The organism is Lysinibacillus sp. FSL H8-0500, assembly GCF_038051955.1.
In the GTDB taxonomy this organism is placed as follows: domain Bacteria; phylum Bacillota; class Bacilli; order Bacillales_A; family Planococcaceae; genus Lysinibacillus; species Lysinibacillus macroides.
Genome location: NZ_CP150292.1, coordinates 2,051,596 through 2,077,902 on the forward strand (window position 1 = coordinate 2,051,596; position 26,307 = coordinate 2,077,902).

A 26,307-nucleotide genomic window follows, 5' to 3' on the forward strand; every position below is an offset into this window, starting at 1 on the left:
AAAAATGAAAGATGTTTTTAAAACAGCGATTATGTAAAATGCAACATCTATCATCGTCGCACATAATCATGTGAGTGCTAATTGTACGCCAAGCCTGGAAGATATTACGGTAACAAAACGTTTACAACAAGCAGGTGAAATACTGGGTGTGGAATTAATCGACCATTTAATCGCAACAAGTAATCAATTTACCTCACTAAGAGAAAAAGGCTATTTTTAATAGACAAATAAACAATCTTTTCACTTGATTGAAAATGCCTAACAAATGGAAATATGGCACTTGTTCATTTTGCAAAGCATCGTATGCAAGTTGCTTTTCCTTTCATTTTCGATATCATGTATATTTATTCATAGATATTCAAAGATGTCAACTAAATGAGGTATAGTTGACATCTGCTTTATACCTCCAAAATCCTTGCGCCATCTAGCGTGAGCAGTTGTCAGGAACTGTTTTTTGTTGTATTTGTACCCCCCTGTTAGATACGAGGGGCTGACACTGGGGCAGGGCAAGCCCTGCCCAGCAGAAAACAGCACATTGTGGTCTGTTCGCTTCGCTGACCACAATGTGCTGTTCTTGCTGATTTACCTATTTATACCATCACATCACTTGAACATGTGACGATAATAGTTCAGGTTTTTTAATAAAATAATTATCTTTCCATTTGCATAATCCGATATAAAAAAGCAACAAACTGCACTCTTGTAACAGGTTCATTTAGGCGGAAATTGCCATTATCGCCTAATGCAATACCTTCACGCTCTAACACCGCAATATAGCCTGCACTCCAATGTTGGCTATCTACATCTTTAAATGAACTTGTGCCTTGTGGTGTTAGCCCTAGTACGCCCACAAGGACTTTCGCTAATTGTGCTCTTGTCATATTTTCGGTTGGATGAAACGCACCATTTGAGCCATCTACAATACCTGCTTGTTGTAATATCGCAATCGCCTCATAGTAAGGATGATTTTTCGGTACATCTGAGAAATTCTCAGCGGTTCTTACGGTTTCGAGTGAAAAGGTTCTTGTGAGTAACACTGCCACATGCATACGGCTAATTGGTATATTCGGGCGGAAAGACCCATCTTCATAGCCTTGAATAATGCCTCGTGTCGCTAATTCCTCAATCATGTCTTTTGCCCAATGTCTTTCTATATCGCTAAATGTTACAACTGGCTGTGGGGAGGGTGGTTCTTGTGGCTGCTTCGGCTCTTCCACAGGCAGTGCTGTCCACTTCGCATAAAGCGTCATATTTTCTCGCACAACCGTTTCCTCTATCAACGGCTTTGTGAGTGCTTCATCTTGATACCAACCGTCAAAGCGATAGCCTGCTCTTGTTGGGCTAGGTACATGACTTATTTTTGTGTTATAGGTGATTTCAATTGGTTTTAAAATTGTTCCTCCATTTGTCTGCAAGGTGATGGTCACTTTTCTCGGTGGCGAGTAGTCATTATCAGTCGACACAGGTGGCGGTGATGGCTGACTGCCTCCACCTGTTGCGGGTGGGTTCGCTGTCCACTTCGCATACAACGTGATAGCTTCTGTCACAACATCTGTCGTAAAATGCCATGCCTGTGTCAATGCGGCATCCTTATACCACCCAACAAATGTATGCCCTTGTTTGCTTGGGGGCGTGGGTTCACTTGCCTGTGTATTGTATGGTACTTGTTGCGCTGTGATGGTACTCCCACCATTTGATTCAAAGGTTACAGGGTAGGTGTTCGCTGCCCACTGGGCATAGAATGTCTGATTGTGTGCGCGCATTGTGAAAGAGGCATTTTCAGCATAGTCCTGTCCTTGACCATCTGCTTGTGTATTCCAGCCTGTAAATGTAAAACCTGTTCTTGCTAAGTTGCCACGATTTTGTACGGTTACAGTACCGCCTTGTTTATAAGTCATGTTATCCACGGGTGTATCACCTATTGCGCCATTTCTTTCGTACATCACATGGTACGCAAACTCTGACTCATATGCCCCTAAATCTATGAAACTACCTTGCCTACGTGGATTGCCTAAAAGGTCAGTCGATTGTGTATTGAGCGCATCGTTTCCTTTATTAATCGCTGGCGACCCTGCTCGTAATTGGTAATTTCGCTGACTTGGGTCAATAAAGATAGCTTCTGGTGTATACGTGTCTGGTTGTATATCTGCTATTGACTGATGGAACTTAGCTAGAACTTTCCCACCTTCCTTTACATCCAATAAGCTATTTTCAATCGTACCACTATAGTAAGTAAGTACTGAGTTGCCATCATTACCTACGATAATACTATTTTGAATTTTACTGTTTGCACTGCCACCATATATAGCGTTTGTGCCTTTATTGCCACTCATTGTGACATTTGTTAGGATGGGGCTACTACTAACACTATTGTACATGCCCCCTCCATGAGATGATGCGGTATTGCTATCAAACGTCACATTCGTGAGAGAGGGGCTACTATCATAATTGTACATGCTGCCACCAAAACGTGCAGTATTACTATCAAACGTCACATTCGTGAGAGGGGGTCTACTACTATCATTGTACATGCCACCACCATAATGTGCAGTATTACTATCAAACGTCACATTTGTTAGAGCGGGGCTACTATTTTTATTGAACATGCCTCCTCCTTCAGAACTTGCAGTATTGCTATCAAACGTCACATTTGTTAGAGTGGGGCTACTACTAACATTATTGTACATGCCGCCTCCAGAAAATGCAGTATTGCTATCAAACGTCACATTTGTTAGAGTGGGGCTACTCTTAGCATTGAACATGCCACCACCTACACTAGAATTAGCATTTCCTCCTGTAATGGTCACACCATCTAAAATCGCTGTAGCATTTAAATTCAAGCCATCTGGATGACAAAAGACATGATAAGCATTTCCTGTATTATCCGTTGGGGTATTATCAATATCCCCACTTAAAATCGTTTTATGATTCTTCCAATCTCGTTCTGTAACAGTGGTTTCTGTGCCATTAAATCCTCCGTAAATCGCGACATTATTTTGCATTTGGAAGGTAGCATAGCGAGCACCTGTTGCGCCAACTTCTTTCGTTGGTGTATACGTCCCTTGCGCTAGCCAAATTTCTACAGCTGTTAATTTAGTGGATGCTTCTTCAAGTGCTGATTGTAAATCGCCAAAGGCATTTGTCCAGCTTGTGCCATTGCCACTTGTGCCTTGTTTCACATAAATCACCGCACTATCCGCTGTCGTTGTCTGTTGTGTGATGGCTGCACTATCTGCGGAAGTCGTTGGCATTTGTGTGACGATAGAGCTTATTGCATTATTCTCATCTATCGCCATTGCTGGTAGACTCCCAAATAGCGTTTGCATGAACAAGACAACTATCGCTAGCAGAACGGGGGTTGGCTTTGTTTTTCGCTGCATGTGTGTGGCTCCTTTCGATTGATTTTGTTGTCACGTGGATAAAGTATACAGAGCGAAGGTTAAAATTAGGTTAAACAATAAAAATTAATCTAAAAAAGGGTGATTATCTTAGCTCAATACATACAAGACTGTTCTCAAAATAAAATAATAGGGTAGTTATTAAAAAGGAAAAACGGAAAGTTCGTTATCTCTGTGTCAGGCAAAACGAAATAGTCAGTCACCCATTCTATTATTTGTGCTTCAAATTCATGATTTCTCAGAACAATCTACGCCTATTCATTTTGTTTGGGCAAAGAAAATAAATAGACCACTTAAAAACGCCATCTGTCGGTAAAATACCGTTCAAATGACGTTTTAGGTGTGATTATAGATGTGTTTAATTGTCTTTAGATTTTTATAAAGCCTTGTGTATCAAGGGTTTCAAAGGGTTGTCTATATGCACATGCGGCTAATGGTGCTGGTAAAACAACAACGATTCGTATGATGACAGGGCTAATGCATCCAACAGAGGGCACGGTCATTATCGATGGGCTGTCACTACAGGAGCAGTATGAGGAAGCGATTAGCAAAGTAGGCGTGATTGTTGAAAATCCAGAAATGTATAAATTTATGTCAGGCTATAAAAATTTACTGCATTTTGCGCGTATGCATAAAAATATAACGAAAGAACGTATTCAAGAGGTTGTTAGGCAGGTGGGGCTAGAAAATCGTATCTATGAAAAGGTATCCACCTATTCACTTGGTATGCGTCAACGACTTGGATTGGCACAGGCATTGCTACATCGACCAAAATTTTTAATTTTAGATGAACCGACAAATGGCTTAGATCCTGCGGGTATTCGTGAATTCCGTACATACCTTCGTAAGATTGCCACAGAGGATGGTGTTTCCGTCTTTGTTTCTAGTCACTTATTGTCTGAAATTGAGTTAATGTGTGATCGGGTAGCGGTAATTCAAAATGGGAAGCTGATTGATATTCGTGAAATTCGTAATGAAAGTACGTCATTTTACTATGTGGAGGCACAGCCCAAAGAGCAGGTGGCGGCTTATTTGGAGCAGCATAACTATAACTTTATGGCAGAGCAGCAGGGCTATGTAGTGGAAATGAGTAAAGAGGATGTACCAGCTTTAATTGCCCAATTTGTACAAGTAAATCTCCAATTATTTGCGATACAGCCATATCAAAAAACATTAGAGGATCAATTCTTAGAAATGACTGGAGGCGGACAAATTGCTGAAGCTAATTCAAAATGAGTGGATGAAATTATGGCATAAAAAAGGTACATGGGCAATGGTAGCCATGCTGATTTGTGTGATTGTCGTTCCAGGTGCCATTATGAAATATCACGATGGAAAGTCGACAGATGAAGGCTCTTGGCAGGAAGTAGAGCAGCAAGCCATTCAAGCGAATAAAGAGATGCTGGCTAGTGAGGAATTAATGGAGGAAGATAAAGTATACTTTGAAGAGCAAACGGCTATTTCAGAATATCGTTTAGCCAATGATGTGCCAAGTCAAAGGGAGACTAGTCTAGTAAGCTTTATGTCCTTCGCAAGTAATCTGTTAACGCTTGTCACACTTTTTACCGTTATTGTCGCTGCTAGTATTGTGTCGAGTGAATTTTCAACAGGTACGATCAAAATGCTACTAACGCGCCCAATATCTCGGATGAAAGTGTTAACATCAAAATTGCTAACGACCTTCTTGTTTGGTCTATTTTTAGTAACTGTAAATATTGTTGTTAGTGCGTTTGTTGGCTTACTATTATTTGGCATAGGCACAGGAGTAGAATTAGAAATTGTCAATGGTCAAATTGTTGAAAAGGCAGTATGGGAAGACTTAGCCTACTATTATGTATTGTCTGGCGGAGATTTTGTCATGTCGACATTATTTGCCTTTTTAGTTGGCTCTGTGTTCCGCTCAAGCTCATTAGCCATTGGGTTAACTATGTTTTTATCTTTTACAGGCGGCATGATTGTGATGTTCCTGAGCAGATATGATATTGTGAAATATATTTGGCTTACACATTCAGATTTAACACAGTATGTGCAAGGAGATTTTATGGTTGAAGGAATCACGATGCCATTTTCATTAACGATTCTCACAATTTACGCAATACTTTTCCTTGTGATTAGCTATACAACCTTTATAAAGCGGGATGTCACGGCGTAAGTAGAAGAAAGTCAATATAAGGCTAGGACAAAAGGATCTCAGTCAATGAAAACTCAAACTATCATTTGTAAATTTAAAATGATTCGGCTTTCACAATGGCCAACTGAATTATAGCTTAGCCTCAATGAGGAGGGTAATATTTTGTTGTGTAGTTGCACAGAGCACATTTAAGGCGATTATCTTATAGAGGAGCTAGGGTTGTCTGGAATGGTACTGCCATTTCAGACAGCCCTTTCGTTTATAATGCGTGGAAAAAGTGATTTAAGAGAGATTAAGTAAAAAAGTATATGATTTAGACAATATATAGTATAATATTAAAAATATTTTAAATAAAATTAACTTAAATTGAAGATGTGCCTATCAAGAATGTTTATCTTGCTTCAACAGCTGTTTTTGTACCAAAATTGAAGCGACAAATCTTTTTTGCGCGAAAGTAAAGCGGCAGGTACAGAAGACTCTCATCTCGGCAGGTGACGGGATGAATGCAAGTTGTTACCTGGATTAAGTGGGTGGCCAAGCATTTGCTAAATTAAGATAAAAGCCCTAATAAGTGTGACAGTTTTCCCTTGGTGAACTCGAAAGAATCCGGACGCCATAGCGTTAGGGCGTAATTGATTTGAGGGGGCACAGCGCATAAAACCAATTGAAGGAATATAGCAAATCAACATAATCATAGCTACAAATTCAAATAAGTAGTTAATAATTGTAGTGTTTGGAAAATTATAAATAGCTCCTGTTTTATTGTTGAAAGAGCTATCAATTCTATAGGGGCATATTTCATATATTAGTGAATGAGCAACGTATTAAATGGCAAATAATGAGTGGAAGTTGATAATTTAATATGATAGAAATAGACTACTTGTTATGAGGGGGTTCCATAAAATTTAGCATTATAGAATCATTATTATTGAAGGATTTTGAGGTAAGGAGGGTTCATAGTGAGTGTAGGAAAAAAATTGAATGTAACTTTTATTACATTTATTCTGTTATTAGCAATTGCTATCGGCAGTAATTTTATTAATTTAGATAGAATTGAGAACCAAACGGATGAGGCAATTGAAAGGCGTATAGAACAACTGCTCAGTATCAAAGGGATTCGTCAAGAAGTGACTGAGCAAGGACTGTATGTTCGTTCGCTTATTTTAAGTCCCTCAACTGAGAATAAAGAAAAGCTTCTTACAACAGCTAAGGAGCTAACGGAGTCAATTGCTAGGTTAGGAGAATCTTCAAAATCTATAAAAATGAAGGAATTACATGAGAAATTAAATACCTCTAATGAACAATTTAGTGTCGAAATGCCTAAAGTCATAGCAGCTGTTGAAGAAGGTGATACTGTACAGGCTACAACGATATTGAATACAGCTATCCAGCAGATTAATTTAGATACATTTACGATTACAGAAGAGATGGAACAGTACCAGTTAGCACAGGTCAATGAAATTAAGGCCTCTTTATCCTCTTTACAGACATCTGCTCGTACAGTTTCTGGTATTATTTTAGCGATAAGTATAGCCATTGCTGTAGGGCTAATGTTCTATGTGCGTCGTGCGATTACAAACCCATTACAACGTCTTATGGGGAGTGCAGCAGTAATTGGTGATGGGGATTTATCACAAGAAGATGTAATGATTACATCTAAGGATGAATTAGGCAAGCTGGCAGCTATTTTTAATAATATGAAAAATAATTTACGTGGTTTAATTGTACATATCCAATCAAATGCGGAGCAATTGAGTGCATCTGCTGAGGAGCTTTCTGCAAGTGCCGAGGAAATGACAGCGACAACCGAGGATGTGACAAGGCAGGCAACAGAAACGGCAGAAAGCTCACAACTAGCGTCCGGTGCAGCAAATGAAAGTGCGGTTGCAATGGAGGAAACTGCACACGGTATCCAGCGTATTGCCGAGGCTTCCCAGCAGCTTCACACCTCTTCCCTTTATGCGAGTGAGACAGCAACAAATGGTACAGAAATTATTGCGGATGCCAAAAAGCAAATGGATACGATTAATGAGTCAACCTCTACCGTCAATGAGCTGGTGCAAAAGCTGGCAAAGCAAACAGAGGAAATTGGCAATATTACGAAGGTGATTACAGATATAACTGAGCAAACCAACTTGTTAGCGTTAAATGCAGCGATTGAAGCAGCGCGTGCAGGGGAGCATGGGAAAGGCTTTGCCGTTGTGGCAGATGAGGTGCGTAAGCTGGCAGAGGAATCCAAGGCATCTGCAAATAGTATTACAATGCTTACAACAGAAATTCAGCAGGATACGGAAAATGTCGAACGTGCTATGACCAATTCACTGGCGTCTGTACAGGATGGGGTAGTGGTGATCACCAAGGCTGGCGAGTCCTTTGCAACAATTGTGGGAGCAGTTGGTGAAATGACCCATCAAATTCAAGAGGTATCGGCAACGGCTGAGGAGCTTTCAGCCAGTGCGGAGCAAGTGTCAGCCTCTGTCACAGAGATTGCCACAGGCGCGAAAAATATCACAAGCAATATTGATACGGTGGCAGCCGCAATGGAGGAGCAGTCTGCAACGATGAATGAAGTGACAAATGTGGCGACAGCGTTAAGCGAAAACGCTCAGGAATTACAGGAAGAGGTAAGGAAGTTTAAAGTATAAAAAAATGAAGCTATCTCCCATCACGAGGTAGCTTCATTTTATAAGGGTATAACCTGATATTGATAGCACTTTCAAGTAGAAATTTAGGGGTAAAACGATGAAATATTGTCATTTTTATAAAAAAAGTATTTATTTTTTTTTGAATTGCGCCTATAATAAAAGCAACTTAGTGAAAACGCTTTTTTTTAAACAAAGTGGTATAGACAACTATACCAAGAATAAAGGGGGATAAAATATGTTTGCTTTCTTACAAAAAATTGGTAAATCGCTAATGTTTCCAATCGCCACATTACCAGCAGCGGCCTTACTATTACGGTTAGGCTCTGACGATATGCTTGGGGCAATACCAAATGAAGTCATACAGTACATTGCTAGTATTATGGCCGCTTCTGGGGATGCTATTCTAGGCAACTTACCAATTATTTTTGCTATCGGTATTGCGATGGGCTTTGCACATGATAGTGGTGGTGGAGCAGCCTTAGCAGGGGCGATTGCACATCTTGTGCTAACAGCTGTTTTAGAGGCTGTGAATGACACCTTAGATATGGGCGTATTTGGTGGAGTTATTGCTGGGATTACAGCAGGCTTATTGTACAACAAATTTTATAATGTGAAATTTCCAGAATGGTTATCATTCTTTGGTGGACGACGCTTTGTACCGATTATAACATCGATTACCATGGCGATTTTGGGCAGTATTTTAGCGATTGTTTGGGGTCCAATTCAAGGTGGCATCGATGCTGTCGGCAACTGGATGATTGGCGCAGGTTCACTTGGCGTTGGGATGTATGGCTTCTTCAACCGTCTGTTAATTCCAGTTGGTTTACATCATGTAATCAATACCGTTATTTGGTTTGATTTTGGTGAATTTACAAATGCTGCGGGTGATATTGTCAAAGGTGATATTCATCGCTTCTTAGCTGGCGACCCATCAGCAGGTCATTTCCAAGCAGGTTTTTTCCCAATTATGATGTTTGGTTTACCAGCAGCCTGTCTTGCGATGTATTTTGCAGCCAAAAAGGAAAAGCGTCCAATCGTTGGAGGAATGTTTGTTTCGATTGCGTTAACAGCTTTTTTAACAGGGGTAACAGAGCCAATTGAGTTTTCATTTATGTTCTTATCGCCAGTTCTTTATGGTATTCATGCAGTATTAACAGGAATTTCACTTGCACTTGCTTATATTGTTGGATTCCGCGATGGTTTTGGCTTCTCAGCAGGCTTAATTGACTATTTATTAAACTTTGGTCTAGCCGATAAACCATTATTATTAATTCCATTAGGGTTAGGCTTTGGTGCAATTTACTTTGTAGTGTTCTATTTCTTAATTAAAAAATTAGACTTAAAAACACCTGGGCGTGAAGACGATGATGAGGAAGACATAGAAGTAGATACTGCTATATCTGATGATGTTGATGTACGTGCCTATTATACAATTGAAGCATTAGGTGGACAGGACAATATTAAGCACATTGATTACTGTACAACGCGTTTGCGAATGACTGTACAGGATGCTAATAAGGTCGATGACAAAACATTAAAGCAAACTGGTGCGCGTGGGGTGATGCGTATTAGTAAAACAAATGTTCAAGTAATTATTGGTACATCTGTTGAATTTTTAGCAGAGGCAATGAAGGAACGTCTAAGAAAGGGCAATCCAGCGCCTGCTTACGCACAGTTGCCACAGGAACAACCTGTAGTAACAGAAACAGTAGATAATGGAACAGCAGCCATCCGTGATTTTGAAATGCCGATAACAGGTGATTTAGTACCATTAGCAGAAGTACCAGATGAAGCATTTTCAGCAGGCTTCATGGGTCCAGGCTTTGGCATTCGTCCAGCAGATGGTACCGTATATGCACCATTTGATGGGCAGGTTGTGATGATTTTCCCAACAAAGCATGCAATTGGTTTAAAATCAGACACAGGCTTAGAGCTATTAATTCATGTTGGTTTAGATACTGTTAAACTCAATGGTGAGGGCTTTGACATGTTTGTCTTAGATGGTCAAACAATTAAACGTGGTGATGCACTATTAAAAGTGGATATTGCACGTATTCAAGACCAAGTACCTTCAATGATAACACCAGTTATTTTTACAGGCTTAATGGGGCAAGAAATAAAGCTGGAAAAATCAGGCTACCAACGAGCAGGCTCTACGAATATTATTTCAGTGAAAAAGTAATGATAAAGTGAGGCTGTTTGCTAAGGGATACAGAGGCAATATATGATTGCGGATGGATACCTTGCAGCAGCCTTTGTTCAAGAAGAGGAGATGTTTTTCTTGAGTTTATTAATTCGAAACATCACAGTTGTCAATGCAGTTGGTCGAGAAGAGCAAATGGATGTATGGATGAAGAATGGCAAAATTGCACAAATTGCTCCATATATTGATGTTCATGCTACTGAGCAGCTAGACGGGGCAGGAAAATTTTTATTGCCAGGCTTTATTGATATGCATATTCATGGCTCTGCGCAAATGGATGCAATGGATGCTTCCGATGAAGGACTTCATGTGATGGCTAAATCATTATTAAAAGAGGGCACAACAAGCTTTTTAGCCACAACGATGACACAAAGCTATGAGAATATTGAGCGTGCCATTGCCAATATTGCACAGTTTCAATCACAGCCAGATGAGGCGGAGCTGCTTGGCATTCATGTGGAAGGGCCTTTTGTCTCCAAAAAGCGTGCAGGTGCACAGCCTCTCGATTATATTGTACAGCCAGATCTTGAGCTGTTTACGAAATGGCAGGCACTAAGTGGCTTTAAAATTAAGCAAATTACACTAGCCCCAGAAGAACCAAATGGCTTTAAAGCGGTGCAAAAAATCGCAGCAAGTGGTGTTATTGTGTCGATTGGTCATGCAGATGCCACATTTGAACAAATGAAGAAAGCTGTTCAATTAGGTGCAACACAGGGAACCCATTTATACAATCAAATGCGTCCATTTCATCATCGAGACCCTGGTGTAGTTGGAGGCGTTTTGCTATTGGATGCTATAAAGGCTGAGTTAATTGTCGACTTTATTCATGCCCATCAAGGAGCAGTGGAGATGGCTTATCGTTTAAAGGGGGCAGATGGCCTTATTTTAATTACCGATGCAATGCGTGCAAAGGGGATGCCATATGGGGACTATGATTTGGGAGGGCAAATGGTGCATGTGACAGAAGCAGGAGCTCATTTATCTAATGGCGCATTAGCTGGCAGTATTTTAAAAATGGATCAGGCTGTACGTAATATGCAACAAGTGACCCATTGCACATTGGAGGAACTTGTAAAAATGTCCAGTTTTAATGCAGCCCAGCAATTAAAATTAAGGGAAAAAGGACAGCTTGTACAAGGCTATGATGCGGATGCAGTAATTATGGATCAACAGCTTCTATTGCAGCATACTATTAAGGCTGGACAGATTATGTATAGCTTGAAATGAAAAGGTGACTGATAATGACTACTTATTTCCAGCAAGTAAATCACTATATCACGATGATTGCCCAGCAGGAAAGCGAGCAAATTACCCATATAGCCCAGCAAATTGTGAAGCGCCTAGCACATGGAGGTATTATTCAACTATTTGGCTCAGGGCATTCTATGTTATTGGCACAGGAAGGCTATTACCGTGCAGGGGGCTTAGTGCCTGTGAAACCAATACATATTGAGTCATTAATGCTACATCATGGTGCACGGCAATCCTCGCAAAATGAAAAGACAGCAGACTTTTTAGCAGCCTATAAGAATGAGCTACAGTTTGATGCACAGGATGTTTGTATCATTATTTCCACATCTGCCAGCAATCCTGTGCCAATTGATATGGCAGTATATGCAAAGGAAGCTGGTGCTTTGACCATATCACTACAATCATTAGCATACCAACACCAGCCATCACGCCATCCATCAGGTAAGCGTTTAGAGCATATCGTTGATGCAGTTTTAAATACACATGTGCCAGTAGGAGATGGTATTTTATCGATCGACCAATTGCAATATGCACCTGTTTCTACTGTACTAGGGGCGACAATATTACAAGCATTATTTGCTGAAATTATTGAGCTTATGCATAAACAAGATGCAAGCTTACCAGTGTTTGGTAGCAGTAATGTTGGCAAGACCGATAATGATGTATTGATTGAGCAATATGGACGTCGCATTCATTTTTAGAGGGGGAGATAGCGTGAGAATCGAAAGGTTCTCCTCAAAAGAGGAGTTATATACACGTGCAGCAGCCATTATAATAGAAGTAAAAAATAATGGTGCAACCACATTTGGCTTAGCTACTGGTGGAACGATGGAACCAGTGTATGCTAAGATTTGTAAAACAGAAATTGATTTTGCTAATTGTATTAGCTTTAATTTGGATGAATATGTTGGGCTTGAGGCAACACATAAGCAAAGCTACGCCTATTATATGAACAAACATTTATTTCACCAAAAACCATTTCGAGCATCATATTTACCAGATGGTTTAGCAGTAGATTCTCTAGTGGAAACAGCCCGCTATGAAGGATTATTGCAACAATATCCCTTAGACTTCCAATTGCTTGGTATTGGTCAAAATGGTCATATCGGCTTCAATGAGCCTGGTACGTCATTTGCTTCTTTAACCCATCTTGTGACGCTTGAAGAATCTACTCGTCAAGCCAATGCGCGTTTCTTTTCATCCATTGACGAAGTGCCAACACAGGCGTACACGATGGGCATTCAATCAATTATGCGCGCAAAATGCGTTTTATTAATCGCAGTGGGAGAAACAAAACGCAATGCCTTAGAGTGCGTGCTAGCCTCTGACTATACAGAGGATGTACCTGCAACCGTTTTATCCAAACATCCAAATGTTATCGTTTTAACAGACTTACAAGAAGAGGAGAATAAATTATGAAAACACAACAATTTACTGTAGTCGATCCATTAGGTATTCATGCACGTCCAGCAAGTCAGCTGGTCGCAAAAGCAACTCCATTTGCTTCAGAAATCGAGGTGCGTACAGCAGAAAAAGCAGCTAATTTAAAATCTATTTTAGGTGTGATGGGGCTAGCACTTAAGCCTGGCTCACAATTTACCCTTTATGTAGAGGGCAGTGATGAAGAGCAAGCATTTGCAGCATTAACAGCACTAATTGCAGAAATGGGGCTAGCACAATGACACAGCTTACTGGTATTGCCGCTTCTGACGGCATTGCCATTGCCAAAGCGTATCGTTTTGTCCAACCAGATTTAACCTTCACGAAAACAACTGTTCATGATAGCCAGGCTGAACAGCAACGTTTGGCAGCTGCTCTTGCTAAAACAGTACAAGAGCTGATGATTATTCAGCAGCAAACATTGAAAAAATTTAGTGCAGAAGAAGCAGCGATTTTTGAGGCGCATTTATTAGTGGTCAATGATCCTGAATTAATTGGGCCGATCAATCAAAAAATTGCAGATGAGGCGGTGAACGCAGAGTATGCACTGCATGAAGTGTCCTCTATGTTTGTGACATTATTTGAAGGTATGGATGACGAATATATGAGTGCTCGTGCATCAGATATTAAAGATGTGACAAATCGCATATTAGCACATTTACTTGGTGTACATATTCCAAATCCAAGCAATATCAATGAACAGGTCATTATCGTGGCGAATGATCTGACACCTTCAGAGACAGCCCAATTGGACCGCAACTATGTTCTCGGTTTTATTACCGATATTGGCGGCCGTACCTCCCATTCAGCCATCATGGCACGTAGTTTAGAAATCCCAGCCGTAGTGGGTGCAGGGACAGCAACGACAACAATTCAAAATGGCGACTGGTTGATTGTGGATGGTTTATCAGGTCAAGTCCTTGTGAATCCAACAGCAGATGTGATTGCAGATTACCAGGAAAAGGCTCAAAGCTATCGTACACAGCAGGCGGAATGGGTTACACTCGTGAACGAACAAACTATGTCTAAGGATGGCGTGCATATTGAGCTTGCGGCCAATATTGGATCCCCAAGTGACTTGGATGGTGTATTGCGTCATGGGGCAGAAGGAATTGGCTTGTATCGTACAGAATTTTTATATATGGGTCGAGAAAACCTGCCATCAGAGGATGAACAGTTTACAGCATATAAAACGGTTATTGAGGGAATGAAGGGCAAGCCAGTTGTTATTCGAACACTGGATATTGGTGGCGACAAACACTTGCCATATTTACCATTGCAAGAAGAAATGAACCCATTCCTTGGACATCGTGCCATTCGTCTATGTTTAGATCAACAGGAGCTATTCCGAACACAATTGCGCGCATTACTTCGAGCATCTGTATACGGTAACTTAAAAATTATGTTCCCAATGATTGCGACAATTCAGGAATTTCGTGAGGCAAAAGCAATTTTGCTTGAAGAAAAGGAAAAGCTGATAGCTGAAGGCATTGCAGTAAGTGCGGCTATAGAGGTCGGGATGATGGTTGAAATTCCAGCTACAGCCGTAATGGCAGATATTTTTGCAAAAGAAGTGGATTTTTTCTCCATTGGCACAAATGATTTAATTCAATATACGATGGCTGCCGATCGGATGAATGAAAAAGTTTCTTATTTATATCAGCCGTATAACCCAGCCATTTTACGCTTAATTCAAATGGTCATTAAAGCTGCCCATCAAGAACAGAAATGGGTAGGAATGTGTGGAGAAATGGCAGGCGATGAGCTAGCTGTTCCGCTATTACTGGGCTTAGGCTTAGACGAGTTCTCCATGAGTGCCACATCCATTTTAAAAACACGCGACTTGCTAAAACAACTAACTGTCCCAGAGATGCAGTCTTTAGCAACTGAGGCATTACAGTTAGCGACAGCTGAGGAAGTAGTAGAAAAAGTAAAGCAAGCTATGAAATAAGCTAGACCAAAGCCCATCTACCAACAAACAGTTATGGTAGATGGGTTTTTAACTTTGTTTACTTAAAGTGTTGACGGCAGGCAATTCTAATAAATTCTCTACGATGGCATTCACTTCAACAGCTTTCCATTGTCCATCCCTTTCCAAAATGCTCATGCTAAGCCCCTTGGATGATCCTCTATAAAAACGCATTCATGAGGAAGTACATTCCGCTTTTCGATTGCAATCTCAAATAGATGAAGGTTGAGCTTTTTAATCACACTTTATTATTTGGGAATGATTGCAAATAAAAAGTAGCTGAAAATAAGGTTCAACTACTTTTTAGTAAATTATATATGTTTCGAAATGATTTGCTGAAGCTTAGCTTGCAGTGTTGGTAGGTCGTGCATCGTTATCGTTGTTCGAACATAGCTTTCATCCATATCTAATGCCTCGGCAAAGAAGCTACCAATTCCTCTTGCTTTACGATCAATTTGCATTAAAATTTCTGCGGAATGATTGGATTGAGATAAGAAAACAATTTCCAGCTCATCTAAATGCTTTCTAAATGGACCTGTAGGCACAAATTCAAATTCCTGGACAAATGGATAGTAGCCACGGAAGCGTGAAGGAGCCTGTTCACATTCAGCTTCATGTAAACGGAAACCTAATCCACGAATAGCATCTAATATATGTCCTGCAAGTGCAGTGGGCTCGACACGAATATAATCCTTATCACCTGGATCAACTGCATTTTTAATGTCAAGGCCAGTTTGAATCCAAACCTGTGTATTACCAGCACTAATCGGCGTTTCAAATGGCAGTGTTAATGAAATGGGAAATATCTTTTCTTCACCAGCCACCAGTAAGAAAGGCTCTGTTACTTTGACTTTTTGTAGTGCGGCCACCTCTGTATGTTTGTGGTCATTCGACTCACGAATATACGTGGTATTAACTGATAGATAGATGGTATCCACTTGTTGCTCGACTTGACCGCCACGCACAATGATTTCTCCTCGCATAACCTCTCCAGCACGATAAGTATCCTTGTCTAACCTTGTATCAACGGTTGCTGAACCAATTCCGATACTTGCTAAAGCTTTCTGAAAAAAAGACATCTTTCATTCCTCCTACTGATATTGTTAGCTATACATACGCTTATTTAGAAAAAAGGTTTCAAGTGCAGCAAATTTTTCGCTATACTAGGGGAAAAATGAAAGGGGCAGATGAATGGAGACAGAATGGTTGCGCACATTTATGGTTGCTGCTCAAACTGAAAATTTTCGCGAGACGGCTGAAAAACGATTTATCACTCAATCAACGGTAACAAAGCATATCCAGCATTTAGAAAGGGCGTTGCAAACAACATTGTTTGACAGACAGGGGAAGCAGGTCATATTAAATCGCTCAGGTGCTTATTTTTATCAGCAGGCACAAAGAATGCTTACTATTTTAGATGAAGGATTGCAAAATATGGAGTCCTTTTTGCAGGGCTATACATCGAAGCTAACGATCGGCGTTGCGCCACAAATCGCCAATTCCACATTACCTACTATTATCAAAGAGTTTCAGCACAGAAAGCCAACGATTCAAGTGGTGATTGAGCTGCTAAAATCTAATGAAATCGGAGAAGCTGTGTACACGGGAACAGTAGATATTGGTTTATCGAAATTAACGTCTACGCGTGAGTTACATACGGTTATTTTAGCACAGGAGCCGTTGCAATTAATTGCCCCTATCGCTAAAAAAGAGCTGAATGCCATGGTATTACTTCAGCAGGAAACACTGTTAACACATGAATATGCCCCTTATTGGCAGGAGGTTCAGCAGGTGCTTCAGCAATTCACAAGCTATCAAACGATGCATATTAATCAAACAGAGGTGATTAAAAACTTTGTTAAGCATGGACTAGGGATTGCCTTTTTGCCAAAAAGTGTGATCGAGGCAGACTATCAACAACATCTGTTGCATCGTTACGCAGTGGCGGAATTTGCTCATATTAAGTCTAATACATATGCGTTAACGAAATATACCTCTGTGGATTTTGATGCATTTTTAGCGGTTTGCGATATTGTTTACAAGGTGGATGGGGATGTATAGTATATTATCAACAATTAGTCAATGGATAAGTGAGCCTATTACCCAATTTTTGCTTCATTACCAGCACTCGGCATTGGTAATGGCGGTGCTACTCGGTTTGCTTGGGGCTTTAGCTCCGTGTCAGCTTACAGGAAATATAAGTGCTATCACATTTTATGGTAATCGAACATTGCAAATGAAGGGCAATTGGCAGGAGATTTTTTGTTTTATACTTGGCAAAGTCGTTGTTTTTAGTGGGCTTGGTCTTTTGGCCTGGCTTTTTGGACAGTCATTTGAAACAAAGATGACACTCTATTTTCCAATGTTTCGCAAAGTCATTGGGCCTCTTATGATCATAACAGGACTTGTATTACTTGGTTTATTTCAATTAAAGTTTTTACAGCGTCTATCAGCGCTTCTTCCTTCTGTCGTAAAAGAGGGCAAGGCAGGCTCCTTTTTAATGGGAGCTAGCTTTTCCATTGCCTTTTGTCCAACGATGTTTGTGCTATTTTTTGCTTGGCTGATGCCGCTTGTCGCAAGCGTTTCCTATGGACTGTTATTACCAACTATTTTTGGCATTGCCACCTCAATACCATTACTAGTAATGCTGCTACTTATCTATTTATTGAATGCAAAGCGTTTAGTGCTGCGTACAAGTATGAAAGTGGGGAGAGTGATACAAATAGTTGCAGGGCTACTATTAATTTTTATGGGTATAACAGACACTATTACTTACTGGCATATATAAAAAGGCTACTAGATTGCTCTAGTAACCTTTCTCTATTTATAGGCAATAAAACGTAGGCGGCAGTAATCGGCAATCCACTGTCCTTGTTGGAAGAGGATTGGCTTTAATAATTCCTCACATTTGGCATAAACCTGTTCTTTCTCTGCCTCTGATAGATGCTGTAGTATATTATGGCTAAACATCACTAACCAGTTGCGTAGACCATCATCTCCTTGAAGCGGTGTGGGACGTTGATAGAGTGTAATCATCTCCACTTTAAATCCCGCATTTTCTAACTTCAATTGATAGTCCTCGAGACTTGGGAAGTACCATGGGAAATATTGCTCGTGATAAGGGAAATTCAAGGCCTCCATACTTGTTTGTAAAGCCCAAACAATCGAGGCAATATTACCTTGTCCACCCATCTCAGCAATAAAGCGTCCATCCTCCTTAAGTGCCTTGTAAATATTACCGATCACCCTATCAGGTTCTTTCATCCAATGAAGGGCAGCATTAGAGAAGACTGCATCAAAGGCTTGTGTAAAGGGCATAGCTGTGGCATCCATTGTTTGAAAGGCAATGGCAGGGTATTTTTGCTGTGCCGCAGCAATCATTTCGGCAGAGGCATCCACCCCTATGACAGTAGTACCAAATGTTGAAATTTCATAGGCTAAATCACCTGTACCACAGCCCACATCTAAAATACTTTCATGCTTTTGAGGTGCTAATACATCAATTAAGCTTTCACCAAATTTTGAAACAAAGTCGTGCTTGTGATCATATAACTGTGCATTCCATTGTGTGGTCATATGCTTTCATCTCCTTTATTTGAGCATAGCAAAGAACAAGCAACAACAGAAATGCCAAAAACGATAGATTTTGATGCCTAATTGGAATTAGACGGTAATTTGGTTAATGTTTTGCCACTCCAGCCAAAGATTACTGTTAAAATAGGTCCTAGTAAACAGAAGAAGGTAAACGGTAAATAAGCCAAGGTGGAAATATCAAGGACACTGGCGATAAAAATGCCGCAAACGCTCCAAGGTACAAGTGGGTTAACGACTGTGCCTGCATCCTCCATCACACGAGAAAGATTTTTCGGCGCAAGGCCAACCTTCGCAAACTGTGCTTTAAAGGCCTCCCCTGTTAATAAAATTGATAAATATTGCTCCCCGATTAATGTATTCACACCAACGCCTGTAATCGCAGCTCCTGTAATCACAGAGCCAGCGCTTTTAAACAAGCTTTCCACCCTTGCTAAAATACTTTGAATAATCCCAAGTGTAAATAATAATCCGCCCATTGTTAAAGCAAGTAACACAAGCGCAATTGTACCCAGCATACTATTCATTCCTCCGCGTGTTAACAACGCATCGACTGCTGGATAATTCGTTTGCGATACATAGCCATCAAAAAGAATATGAAAGACATCAGCAATGGGGAGCGGATTAATGATAGAGCCCAGACCTACACCTAGTAAGGACACAACAGCTAATGTGAGAATGGCAGGTGCTTTATAAAAAGTCATCATAATAAGGACAGCGATTGGCAATAATGTATACCAATGAATCATTCCCGTGGTGAGTAGGCCTTCTTTTAATTGCTCCACTGTATCAAAGGATGTAGTGGCCGTTGTTGGAGACAACATCGCATAAAGCACAAAGGAAATCAGAAAGGCAGGAATGGTTGTCCAGCCCATATTTTTAATATGCTCAAATAAGTCTACCCCAACTGTACCTGAGGCAAGATTGGTTGTATCGGATAAAGGGGACATTTTATCGCCAAAGAAGGCACCAGACACAATTGCGCCCGCAGTTATGGCTAGCGATATATCCATCGCCCCCGCAATCCCTATAAATGCCACGCCCACTGTTGCCACCGTTGTTAAAGAGCTACCAACTGCCACACCCACAATGCTACAAATTAAAAAGACAATGGCAAAGAAGAAGCTTGGTGAAATCGTTAAAAAGCCATAATAAATAAGAGTTGGAATCGTTCCACCCATGATCCAACTTGAAATTAATAGACCAATAAAGAAAAAAATAAAGACAGCACCGAGCCCAGCACTTGCTCCGGCAATCATTCCCCCTTCAAGGTCACGAAAGGGTATTTTTTTCAGTAAACCATACGTGAGCAACAGGACAATAACAAGGAAAATAGGGATATGTGGGGTTGCTTGTAAATAGCCAATGCTTATAGCCAGAATAGTAATGCACAATACTATCATAAAGCATGCCTCTATAAATCGAGGATTGCTCTTTGCTTCAATACGAAACATATAAGTCCTCCTATTAAATACTTCTTCGCTTCAACGCGTTGAAGCCAAAAAGAATTATAGCACAAGCATATATTTTGTCAATTGACAGAAAATTGCTATAATCAATGCGAAAAATAATCCCAAGCATTTTTTACAATGAGTATACATGTCATCATAATAAAAATAACACGCATCATTTTTGTACCGCCCTTTAGTGCAAATTTTGAGCCTAAAATTGCTCCAAAAATCATGACAAAGCCCATTGAGAAGCCATATAAAAAATTAACTTCCCCTAAATATAAAAACATCATAAGAGCGGCTAAATTCGAGGTAAAATTAAACGCTTTAGCATTACCCGCAGCCTGTAAAAAATCATGTCCCATCATAAGTAACAGAAAAATAAAAAATGAGCCTGTCCCTGGTCCAAAAAAGCCATCGTAAAAGCCAATCGCTGTAAATGCCCCCATATATGCTATTTTTTTTGCTGTATGAAGCACACGTTGTTGAGGCTGCTGTCCCCAATCCTTTTTCCATATTGTATAAGCTGTCACAAGGACGAGCATAACAAGCATAAGCGGCTTTAAAATAGCAGGAGATACAAGGTGGACAGTATATGCACCAAGCAAGGAGCCTAGAAAAATAAAAGGAAGGATTTTACCAATTTTTTTAAAATCCACTTTTCCTGCACGTAAAAAGGTCAGCATACTTGTGCCATTGCTAATCGTATTCGCCAGCTTGTTTGTGGCAATCGCTGTACTTGGCGGTAAGCCAATAGCCAATAATGCAGGCAGGGAGATAAGCCCTCCGCCCCCAACAATGGCATTTAAAAAGGATGCGATAAAACTGACTAGTAATAATAGAGCGAGGGAAAGGAAGTCGATATCCATATGTATAGTTCACATCTTTCTCAGTAATTTTTCTTATAAGCGTACTGTGAATGATAAAAAATAACAATGAAACATTACTATATTTATGTAAATATCGTTTACAATTCCTTAACATTTTATATGTAAAAGTAATTGAAAGAAAAAAAGTTTTTTTCAAGTATTTTTGTAAAAATAAAAGAAAAAACGATCATATTTAAAGAAAAAACGGGATTTTTTGATAGTTAGTTTCCAACGATTTCAACTTAGAAAACAACATAAAAATAAATGTGGCGAAATTTATATTACATTTTTGTAAATTCAACCGCTTTATGTTTAAAACTTTGTAGAATTGTGTAAATGTTTTGTTATGATGATGTCAGCAATCGACAATTTTTATTTAACGGGAGGAACCGAACAGAATGTTCAACTCAAATAAGCAAGATCCATTTTTTCAATCATTATTAAAAATCGCTAAAAATGTGAATGAGGGTATTTATTATGCCCATAATGCCCGCATTGAAGATATAGATGCGTTAAAAGAAATTGCTGGGACAATGAAGCAATATGAAACAAGTGGCGATAAACTAATCCATGAATTGATTGTCATGTTAAATAAATCTTTTATGACACCAATCGAGCGTGAGGATATCTTAGCGTTAGCTAATAAGTTAGATGATGTAATTGATGGAATGGAAGGCTGTATTGCGCATTTCGATATGTACAACTTAACTGAAGTAACAGAACCAATGCGTCAATTCCTCACATATATTGCCAAGAGCACAGATGAAATGGTACAAGCGATGGAGCTATTAAATAGTAAAAAGCTTGTAGATATGCGTAAGCATGCGATTCAAATTAAGGATAATGAGCGTGAATGTGATGAAATTTTTCGCTCCTCTATGAAGCAGTTATTTATCCAAGAAAAAGACCCAATGCGCATTATTGTTTTCAAAGATATCTATGAGCAATTTGAGGATATTGCGGATAGCTGTCAAACAGTCGCAAACACAATTGAAACAATAATTATGCGTAATGCATAAGATGGAGTGTACGAAATGGATACAATCTTATTAATCACCATACTAGTCGTTATATTCGCCCTTATATTTGACTTTATTAACGGCTTCCATGATACTGCAAATGCCATTGCCACATCTGTATCAACTCGTGCCTTAAAGCCTCGTACAGCAGTTTATATGGCTGCGGTGATGAACTTCGTCGGAGCGATTACATTTGTTGGGGTAGCAAAAGCTTTAACAAAAGATATTGTAGATCCATTTACATTAAATGCTTATGATGGCGATATTACAGGTTCTGTTGTTATTTTAGCTGCCCTATTATCTGCCATCACATGGAATTTATTAACATGGTATTTCGGAATTCCATCGAGTTCTTCCCATACATTAATTGGCTCTGTGGCAGGTGCAGCCATTGCCGCAGCAGGCTTTAATATTTTGAACTATGAAGGGTTTATTAAAATTATTCAAGCACTTATTTTTTCACCATTACTAGCCTTTGCGGCTGGTTTCCTGATGATGACGATATTGAAAACAATCTTTAAAGATATGAATTTATATCGCACAAACAAGGGTTTTCGTACAATGCAAATCGGAACAGCAGCCCTACAATCATTTACACATGGTACAAATGATGCGCAAAAGGCGATGGGGATTATTACTCTTGCGTTAATTGCAGGTGGCTTACATCAAGGGGATGATATTCCCTTCTGGGTACGTTTTGCAGCAGCGGCTGCGATGGGACTAGGTACCTCTGTTGGTGGTTATAAAATCATTAAAACGGTTGGCGGAAAGATTATGAAAATTCGCCCCGTGAATGGGGTAGCGGCAGATTTAGCTTCTGCTTCCATCATTTTTGGTGCGACATTAATCCATTTACCTGTATCCACAACACATGTTATTTCTTCATCTATCATGGGTGTAGGAACAGCACACCGTGTGAAAGGTGTAAAATGGGGAATGGCACGCAAAATCGTCACAACATGGGTTATCACGATGCCAATCTCTGCTGTCATGGCAGCATTAATTTACTATATTTTAAGTTTATTTTTCTAAAAGGAACGCACAGCATATTGTGCGTTTCTTTTTTTGGTGGAGGCTTCTAGCGCGAGTGAAGGTAGGGTGGTTAGAACCGCAAAAGTGGAGAATAGAAGGAGAAGAGTAATGGATAGAGCTAGCAAAGCAGTGGATAGAGCGCCAATCAGGACTGGTGCAGGTTGTGGCCGCTTTATCAAGCAATTGCTTTTATGATAATGTTGAGATAATACTGGTGCCTATATGATAATTAAAGTAAAAATTGAACATAATAGGTTTATCCTGAATAAAAAACAGGAAAAGGTATATATTCTTAGTCCATGTAAGTAGGTGATACATATGCTCGATAATCTATTATTTCAGTTACCGTTTATTATTTTTATCGGTTTATTTTCCCAATGGCTTGCGTGGCGTTTTCGGATGCCAGCGATTGTTATTATGAGTATAGCCGGTTTGTTGATTGGTCCTTTTACAGGATTAGTGTCCCCGAAAGAAACATTTGGGCCGATGTTTCAAACACTTATTTCTCTGGCTGTGGCTGTTATTTTATTTGAAGGAAGCTTAAGTCTCGATTTTCGCGAAATACGAGGGTTCCGGAAATCTATTTTACGCATTTCCACAGTAGGAGCAGCTATTGCTTGGCTAACAGGTTCTGTTGCGGCTCATTTTGTTGCAGGTTTATCATGGCCTGTATCCTTTGTCATTGGTGGCTTATTTATTGTGACAGGGCCAACGGTGATTTTACCGTTACTAAGACAGGCAAAACTCAAGGAGCGACCAGCGGCGATTCTTAAATGGGAGGGCATTGTGGTTGATCCATTCGGAGCTTTGCTGGCTTTATTTGCTTATCAAGTTGTGTTAGGCATTTATCAATTAGAGGGTGGCACCTCCTTAACGGTTTTCTTTGTTTCTGCTTTTTTAGCGGCTCTTTTAGGTGGGCTTATAGGCTTTATAATGGGGCAATGCTTGGAACGAAGTTTGATTCCCGAGTTTTTAAAATCGCCTTTACTGCTAGCAATGATTTTACTGGTGTTTGCGATAAGTGATGCGATTATGCATGAGACAGGCTTGCTAGCTGTGACTGTGATGGGGCTGGTGATGGCGAATATGCATTTAACGAGTCATCATGAATTGCTACATTTTAAAGAAAACATTTCTGTTATTTTAATTTCAAGCGTCTTTATTATGTTAACATCCTCACTAACGATTGATATTTTAGGGCAAATTATTGATTGGCGTATGCTACTCTTTGTACTAGCAATGATGTTTGTTGTTCGTCCATTATCCATTTGGATTGCCACGATTAATACAGGCTTAACGCTGGAGGAGCGGGCACTGATAGGCTGGATTGCACCAAGAGGAATTGTAGCATTAACAGTTTCTGGTTACTTTGCGACAGCGCTTCAAGAAGTAGGCTTTCAAAGTGCACAATTACTCACAGCTCTAACGCTAGCCCTTGTATTTGCCACGGTTGTTGCCCATGGCTTTAGTATTGGCTGGCTAGCAAAGAAGCTAAATTTACAAGCCTCTTCTGGTACAGGTATTATCATTGTAGGAGCTTCTCCATTTACCACGCAATTAGCCATATCCCTCAAAAATAATGGTATTGATGTGTTATTGATGGATCGTTCATGGGAAGATTTAACACCAGCGCGGCAAAATGGTATTACAACGGAAACGGGCGATATATTAAGTGAGCATACGGAATTTTATGTTGATTTAACCCCATATGATCAGCTTATTGTGGCGACAAAGCAGGATGCTTATAATGTTCTAGTTTGTGCAGACTTTGTTCCTGAATTAGGACGTCTTAATATTTATCAAACGGCTTTACACTCTACAGATCCTAAAAATTACTCACGGAAGTATGGGGGACAGCTTCTTGTGGATGCACACCATGATATTCATCGATTAAATGAACTGGTAGAGCAAGGTGCGCAACTGCGTCAAACGAAAATTACAGAAGTATTTACATGGAAGGTTTATTTAGAGCAAAATCCTTATGCAGTCATGGTGTATGCCCTTACACAGGGTGGAGATATTGTGTTAGATATGGTCAATAAATATGACGATCTAAAACAGGAACCGCATACCATTATTAGTTTAATTGGTTAAAACCAGCCACTCTATTCGGGAGCTAACCGTTTAGAGTGGCTGGTTTTTTAGCTGGTCTTCAAAAGAAAGGATAGCATTTGATTGAAAAGAACCATTAGTGCAAACGTAATAGCTAACGAAGTTTTGCCTGTGTTATACAAAGCAAGCACAGCCAATGTAAATAGTGCAATTTCCACAAGAGCATGCATAAAGGAATTTAATGGCATCATTGTTTTAGGTGCCCCAAAAATACTCCATAGCCCTATGATCAGCAATGGTAGTGCAATACCACATAAAAATTGAAAAATCACATTTTCCCTGTATATACGCCCTAATAGCCAACCGCTAATAGGACACCGATTTCTAATAAAAAACGTAGTGCTAAATAGACTATCATAGCTACCTCCTATTACACAATTTGCTGTAAATGCGTTTTCTTAAAAGCTTCATCATATTTTAAACCATAGCCAAGTGTGCGATCTAGGAAAATATGTGCCAACCAAATTAAGGCAGTCATTAGAAGTATTGGGGTAGATGTTATAAAGGCAATCACCATAAGGAGAGCAGGTAACACAAAGCTATGCCCTATATTATAGAAAAGAGCACCTATTTTTGTATTCCATAAGTAACCGAGCATTGTAATATCAGGCAGCAAGATGAACACTATAAAAGAAAGCCATGAAAAATCCAAGTGTCCATAAAAAAAGGCTGTGATGCTAAAGGCCATAAGATATTCTAAGGCGATGAGCTTGCGGAGTTTCAGCTTAGTCACGTCCCTTCTGTAAATTTTGATACATATCCTCTATTAATCCAGCGATTTTTTCCTGATTCTCTGCATATTGGCCATCTGCTATATATGTTTGCGTGAGCTGTAAGGATTGCAATGCATGCTGATAAAAATGCAGTTGCTGTTCGATATAGGCAATTTTTGTAGAAAAAAGCAGCATTGTTTCCTTATTGCATGCTGCTGAGATAGGCTTTTGACCGAGTGTCAGTAACTGCTTTATTTCTTGTAGGGTAAAGCCAAGCTGTCGTAGCACGATAATTAATTTCATGGTATGCTCGCAGCTAGCATTAAAAACACGATAGCCATTGTTTTGTTTCGCTGGATACAATAGCCCCTCCTTTTCATAGTAACGAATAGTATCGGTTGTGACAGAAAACTTCTCTGCGAATTGTTTAATTCTCATACAGGCACCTCCTCCATTGATCCTAACATTGGAGTAGACTCCAAG

22 protein-coding genes and 1 pseudogene are annotated in these 26,307 nt (G+C 39.8%); 15 read left to right on the forward strand and 8 right to left on the reverse strand.

All coding sequences use genetic code 11. The features are described from left to right. Positions 1-49: 49 nt before the first annotated feature. Entirely contained in the window at positions 50-220 is a 171-nt protein-coding gene (locus tag MHB44_RS09735) for a JAB domain-containing protein (protein WP_341302952.1), read from the forward strand. Positions 221-650: 430 nt separating this feature from the next. Here the strand turns inward: MHB44_RS09735 and MHB44_RS09740 are convergent, their stop codons facing one another. Then, positions 651-3,380, reverse strand: coding sequence for an InlB B-repeat-containing protein (locus MHB44_RS09740; RefSeq protein ID WP_341302587.1), 2,730 nt, complete (start codon positions 3,378-3,380; stop codon positions 651-653). 450 nt (positions 3,381-3,830) lie between these two features. Between MHB44_RS09740 and MHB44_RS09745 the strand changes: the two are divergent. The 9 genes and pseudogenes from MHB44_RS09745 to ptsP all read left to right on the forward strand — a co-directional run. Next, positions 3,831-4,634, forward strand: a pseudogene (locus MHB44_RS09745) (ABC transporter ATP-binding protein); the annotation flags it as partial. Further along, positions 4,612-5,550, forward strand: a complete 939-nt coding sequence (locus MHB44_RS09750) for an ABC transporter permease (protein WP_341302588.1) — start codon at positions 4,612-4,614, stop codon at positions 5,548-5,550. The pseudogene MHB44_RS09745 and the gene MHB44_RS09750, both read left to right, overlap by 23 nt. A 938-nt stretch (positions 5,551-6,488) precedes the next feature. Then, positions 6,489-8,174, forward strand: coding sequence for a HAMP domain-containing methyl-accepting chemotaxis protein (locus MHB44_RS09755; RefSeq protein ID WP_341302589.1), 1,686 nt, complete (start codon positions 6,489-6,491; stop codon positions 8,172-8,174). A gap of 235 nt (positions 8,175-8,409) precedes the next feature. Then, positions 8,410-10,356, forward strand: coding sequence for an N-acetylglucosamine-specific PTS transporter subunit IIBC (gene nagE / locus MHB44_RS09760; RefSeq protein ID WP_341302590.1), 1,947 nt, complete (start codon positions 8,410-8,412; stop codon positions 10,354-10,356). A gap of 99 nt (positions 10,357-10,455) precedes the next feature. Then, complete coding sequence (gene nagA, locus MHB44_RS09765; RefSeq protein WP_341302591.1) at positions 10,456-11,604, forward strand: N-acetylglucosamine-6-phosphate deacetylase; 1,149 nt, start codon at positions 10,456-10,458, stop codon at positions 11,602-11,604. A 14-nt stretch (positions 11,605-11,618) separates the two neighbouring features. Next, positions 11,619-12,329: an SIS domain-containing protein gene (locus MHB44_RS09770; protein ID WP_341302592.1), complete on the forward strand. Its 711-nt coding sequence runs from the start codon at positions 11,619-11,621 to the stop codon at positions 12,327-12,329. 13 nt (positions 12,330-12,342) lie between these two features. Next, the gene (locus MHB44_RS09775) at positions 12,343-13,047 is read left to right on the forward strand and encodes a glucosamine-6-phosphate deaminase (protein ID WP_341302593.1); all 705 of its coding nucleotides are present in this window, start codon (positions 12,343-12,345) and stop codon (positions 13,045-13,047) included. Then, on the forward strand, positions 13,044-13,310 hold the full coding sequence (locus tag MHB44_RS09780; protein WP_341302594.1) for an HPr family phosphocarrier protein: 267 nt from the start codon (positions 13,044-13,046) through the stop codon (positions 13,308-13,310). Before MHB44_RS09775 ends, MHB44_RS09780 begins: the two co-directional genes overlap by 4 nt. Continuing rightward, complete coding sequence (gene ptsP / locus MHB44_RS09785) at positions 13,307-15,019, forward strand: phosphoenolpyruvate--protein phosphotransferase (protein WP_341302595.1); 1,713 nt, start codon at positions 13,307-13,309, stop codon at positions 15,017-15,019. The genes MHB44_RS09780 and ptsP overlap by 4 nt, the downstream gene beginning before the upstream one ends. Before the next feature lie 329 nt (positions 15,020-15,348). Here ptsP and MHB44_RS09790 read toward each other — a convergent pair whose 3' ends face one another. After that, positions 15,349-16,116 (reverse strand): sporulation protein, encoded by a 768-nt coding sequence (locus MHB44_RS09790; RefSeq protein ID WP_341302596.1) that lies wholly within the window; start codon positions 16,114-16,116, stop codon positions 15,349-15,351. Positions 16,117-16,228: 112 nt separating this feature from the next. On the opposite strand from MHB44_RS09790, the gene MHB44_RS09795 reads away from it, so the two are divergent. Both MHB44_RS09795 and MHB44_RS09800 read left to right on the forward strand, forming a co-directional pair. Further along, positions 16,229-17,098, forward strand: a complete 870-nt coding sequence (locus tag MHB44_RS09795) for a LysR family transcriptional regulator (protein WP_341302597.1) — start codon at positions 16,229-16,231, stop codon at positions 17,096-17,098. Next, a complete protein-coding gene (locus MHB44_RS09800) occupies positions 17,091-17,825 on the forward strand; it encodes a sulfite exporter TauE/SafE family protein (protein ID WP_341302598.1) in 735 nt (244 codons plus the stop codon). The genes MHB44_RS09795 and MHB44_RS09800 overlap by 8 nt, the downstream gene beginning before the upstream one ends. A 32-nt stretch (positions 17,826-17,857) precedes the next feature. Here the strand turns inward: MHB44_RS09800 and MHB44_RS09805 are convergent, their stop codons facing one another. The 3 genes from MHB44_RS09805 to MHB44_RS09815 form a co-directional block, all read right to left on the reverse strand. Next, positions 17,858-18,613 (reverse strand): methyltransferase domain-containing protein, encoded by a 756-nt coding sequence (locus MHB44_RS09805; protein WP_341302599.1) that lies wholly within the window; start codon positions 18,611-18,613, stop codon positions 17,858-17,860. Positions 18,614-18,690: 77 nt separating this feature from the next. Further along, positions 18,691-20,082, reverse strand: a complete 1,392-nt coding sequence (gene nhaC, locus MHB44_RS09810; protein WP_341302600.1) for a Na+/H+ antiporter NhaC — start codon at positions 20,080-20,082, stop codon at positions 18,691-18,693. A gap of 101 nt (positions 20,083-20,183) precedes the next feature. Next, positions 20,184-20,948 carry a TSUP family transporter gene (locus MHB44_RS09815; protein ID WP_341302601.1) on the reverse strand — a complete coding sequence of 255 codons (765 nt, stop codon included), beginning with the start codon at positions 20,946-20,948 and terminating at the stop codon, positions 20,184-20,186. Between the two features lie 398 nt (positions 20,949-21,346). On the opposite strand from MHB44_RS09815, the gene MHB44_RS09820 reads away from it, so the two are divergent. The 3 genes from MHB44_RS09820 (at position 21,347) to MHB44_RS09830 (ending at position 25,093) form a co-directional block, all read left to right on the forward strand. Further along, entirely contained in the window at positions 21,347-21,967 is a 621-nt protein-coding gene (locus MHB44_RS09820; RefSeq protein ID WP_053995867.1) for a DUF47 family protein, read from the forward strand. A gap of 15 nt (positions 21,968-21,982) precedes the next feature. Then, a complete protein-coding gene (locus MHB44_RS09825; protein ID WP_341302602.1) occupies positions 21,983-22,999 on the forward strand; it encodes an inorganic phosphate transporter in 1,017 nt (338 codons plus the stop codon). A gap of 318 nt (positions 23,000-23,317) precedes the next feature. Then, positions 23,318-25,093 carry a sodium:proton antiporter gene (locus MHB44_RS09830; protein WP_341302603.1) on the forward strand — a complete coding sequence of 592 codons (1,776 nt, stop codon included), beginning with the start codon at positions 23,318-23,320 and terminating at the stop codon, positions 25,091-25,093. Between the two features lie 47 nt (positions 25,094-25,140). Here the strand turns inward: MHB44_RS09830 and MHB44_RS09835 are convergent, their stop codons facing one another. From MHB44_RS09835 to MHB44_RS09845, 3 genes are read right to left on the reverse strand one after another with little or no spacing between them, the layout of a single operon-like run. After that, on the reverse strand, positions 25,141-25,482 hold the full coding sequence (locus MHB44_RS09835) for a YrdB family protein (RefSeq protein ID WP_341302953.1): 342 nt from the start codon (positions 25,480-25,482) through the stop codon (positions 25,141-25,143). After that, positions 25,482-25,844, reverse strand: a complete 363-nt coding sequence (locus MHB44_RS09840; protein ID WP_341302604.1) for a DUF4260 domain-containing protein — start codon at positions 25,842-25,844, stop codon at positions 25,482-25,484. Before MHB44_RS09840 ends, MHB44_RS09835 begins: the two co-directional genes overlap by 1 nt. Next, the gene (locus MHB44_RS09845; protein WP_341302605.1) at positions 25,837-26,262 is read right to left on the reverse strand and encodes a MerR family transcriptional regulator; all 426 of its coding nucleotides are present in this window, start codon (positions 26,260-26,262) and stop codon (positions 25,837-25,839) included. The genes MHB44_RS09840 and MHB44_RS09845 overlap by 8 nt, the downstream gene beginning before the upstream one ends. Between the last annotated feature and the right edge of the window lie 45 nt (positions 26,263-26,307).

Bases quoted from the DNA above. Each gene is read 5' to 3' on its own strand.
- MHB44_RS09740 (WP_341302587.1), bottom strand. From the start codon at position 3,380: ATGCAGCGAAAAACAAAGCCAACCCCCGTTCTGCTAGCGATAGTTGTC.
- nagE (WP_341302590.1), top strand. From the start codon at position 8,410: ATGTTTGCTTTCTTACAAAAAATTGGTAAATCGCTAATGTTTCCAATC.
- MHB44_RS09770 (WP_341302592.1), top strand. From the start codon at position 11,619: ATGACTACTTATTTCCAGCAAGTAAATCACTATATCACGATGATTGCC.
- MHB44_RS09780 (WP_341302594.1), top strand. From the start codon at position 13,044: ATGAAAACACAACAATTTACTGTAGTCGATCCATTAGGTATTCATGCA.
- ptsP (WP_341302595.1), top strand. From the start codon at position 13,307: ATGACACAGCTTACTGGTATTGCCGCTTCTGACGGCATTGCCATTGCC.
- MHB44_RS09790 (WP_341302596.1), bottom strand. From the start codon at position 16,116: ATGTCTTTTTTTCAGAAAGCTTTAGCAAGTATCGGAATTGGTTCAGCA.
- MHB44_RS09795 (WP_341302597.1), top strand. From the start codon at position 16,229: ATGGAGACAGAATGGTTGCGCACATTTATGGTTGCTGCTCAAACTGAA.
- MHB44_RS09800 (WP_341302598.1), top strand. From the start codon at position 17,091: ATGTATAGTATATTATCAACAATTAGTCAATGGATAAGTGAGCCTATT.
- MHB44_RS09805 (WP_341302599.1), bottom strand. From the start codon at position 18,613: ATGACCACACAATGGAATGCACAGTTATATGATCACAAGCACGACTTT.
- nhaC (WP_341302600.1), bottom strand. From the start codon at position 20,082: ATGTTTCGTATTGAAGCAAAGAGCAATCCTCGATTTATAGAGGCATGC.
- MHB44_RS09815 (WP_341302601.1), bottom strand. From the start codon at position 20,948: ATGGATATCGACTTCCTTTCCCTCGCTCTATTATTACTAGTCAGTTTT.
- MHB44_RS09820 (WP_053995867.1), top strand. From the start codon at position 21,347: ATGTTCAACTCAAATAAGCAAGATCCATTTTTTCAATCATTATTAAAA.
- MHB44_RS09825 (WP_341302602.1), top strand. From the start codon at position 21,983: ATGGATACAATCTTATTAATCACCATACTAGTCGTTATATTCGCCCTT.
- MHB44_RS09830 (WP_341302603.1), top strand. From the start codon at position 23,318: ATGCTCGATAATCTATTATTTCAGTTACCGTTTATTATTTTTATCGGT.
- MHB44_RS09845 (WP_341302605.1), bottom strand. From the start codon at position 26,262: ATGAGAATTAAACAATTCGCAGAGAAGTTTTCTGTCACAACCGATACT.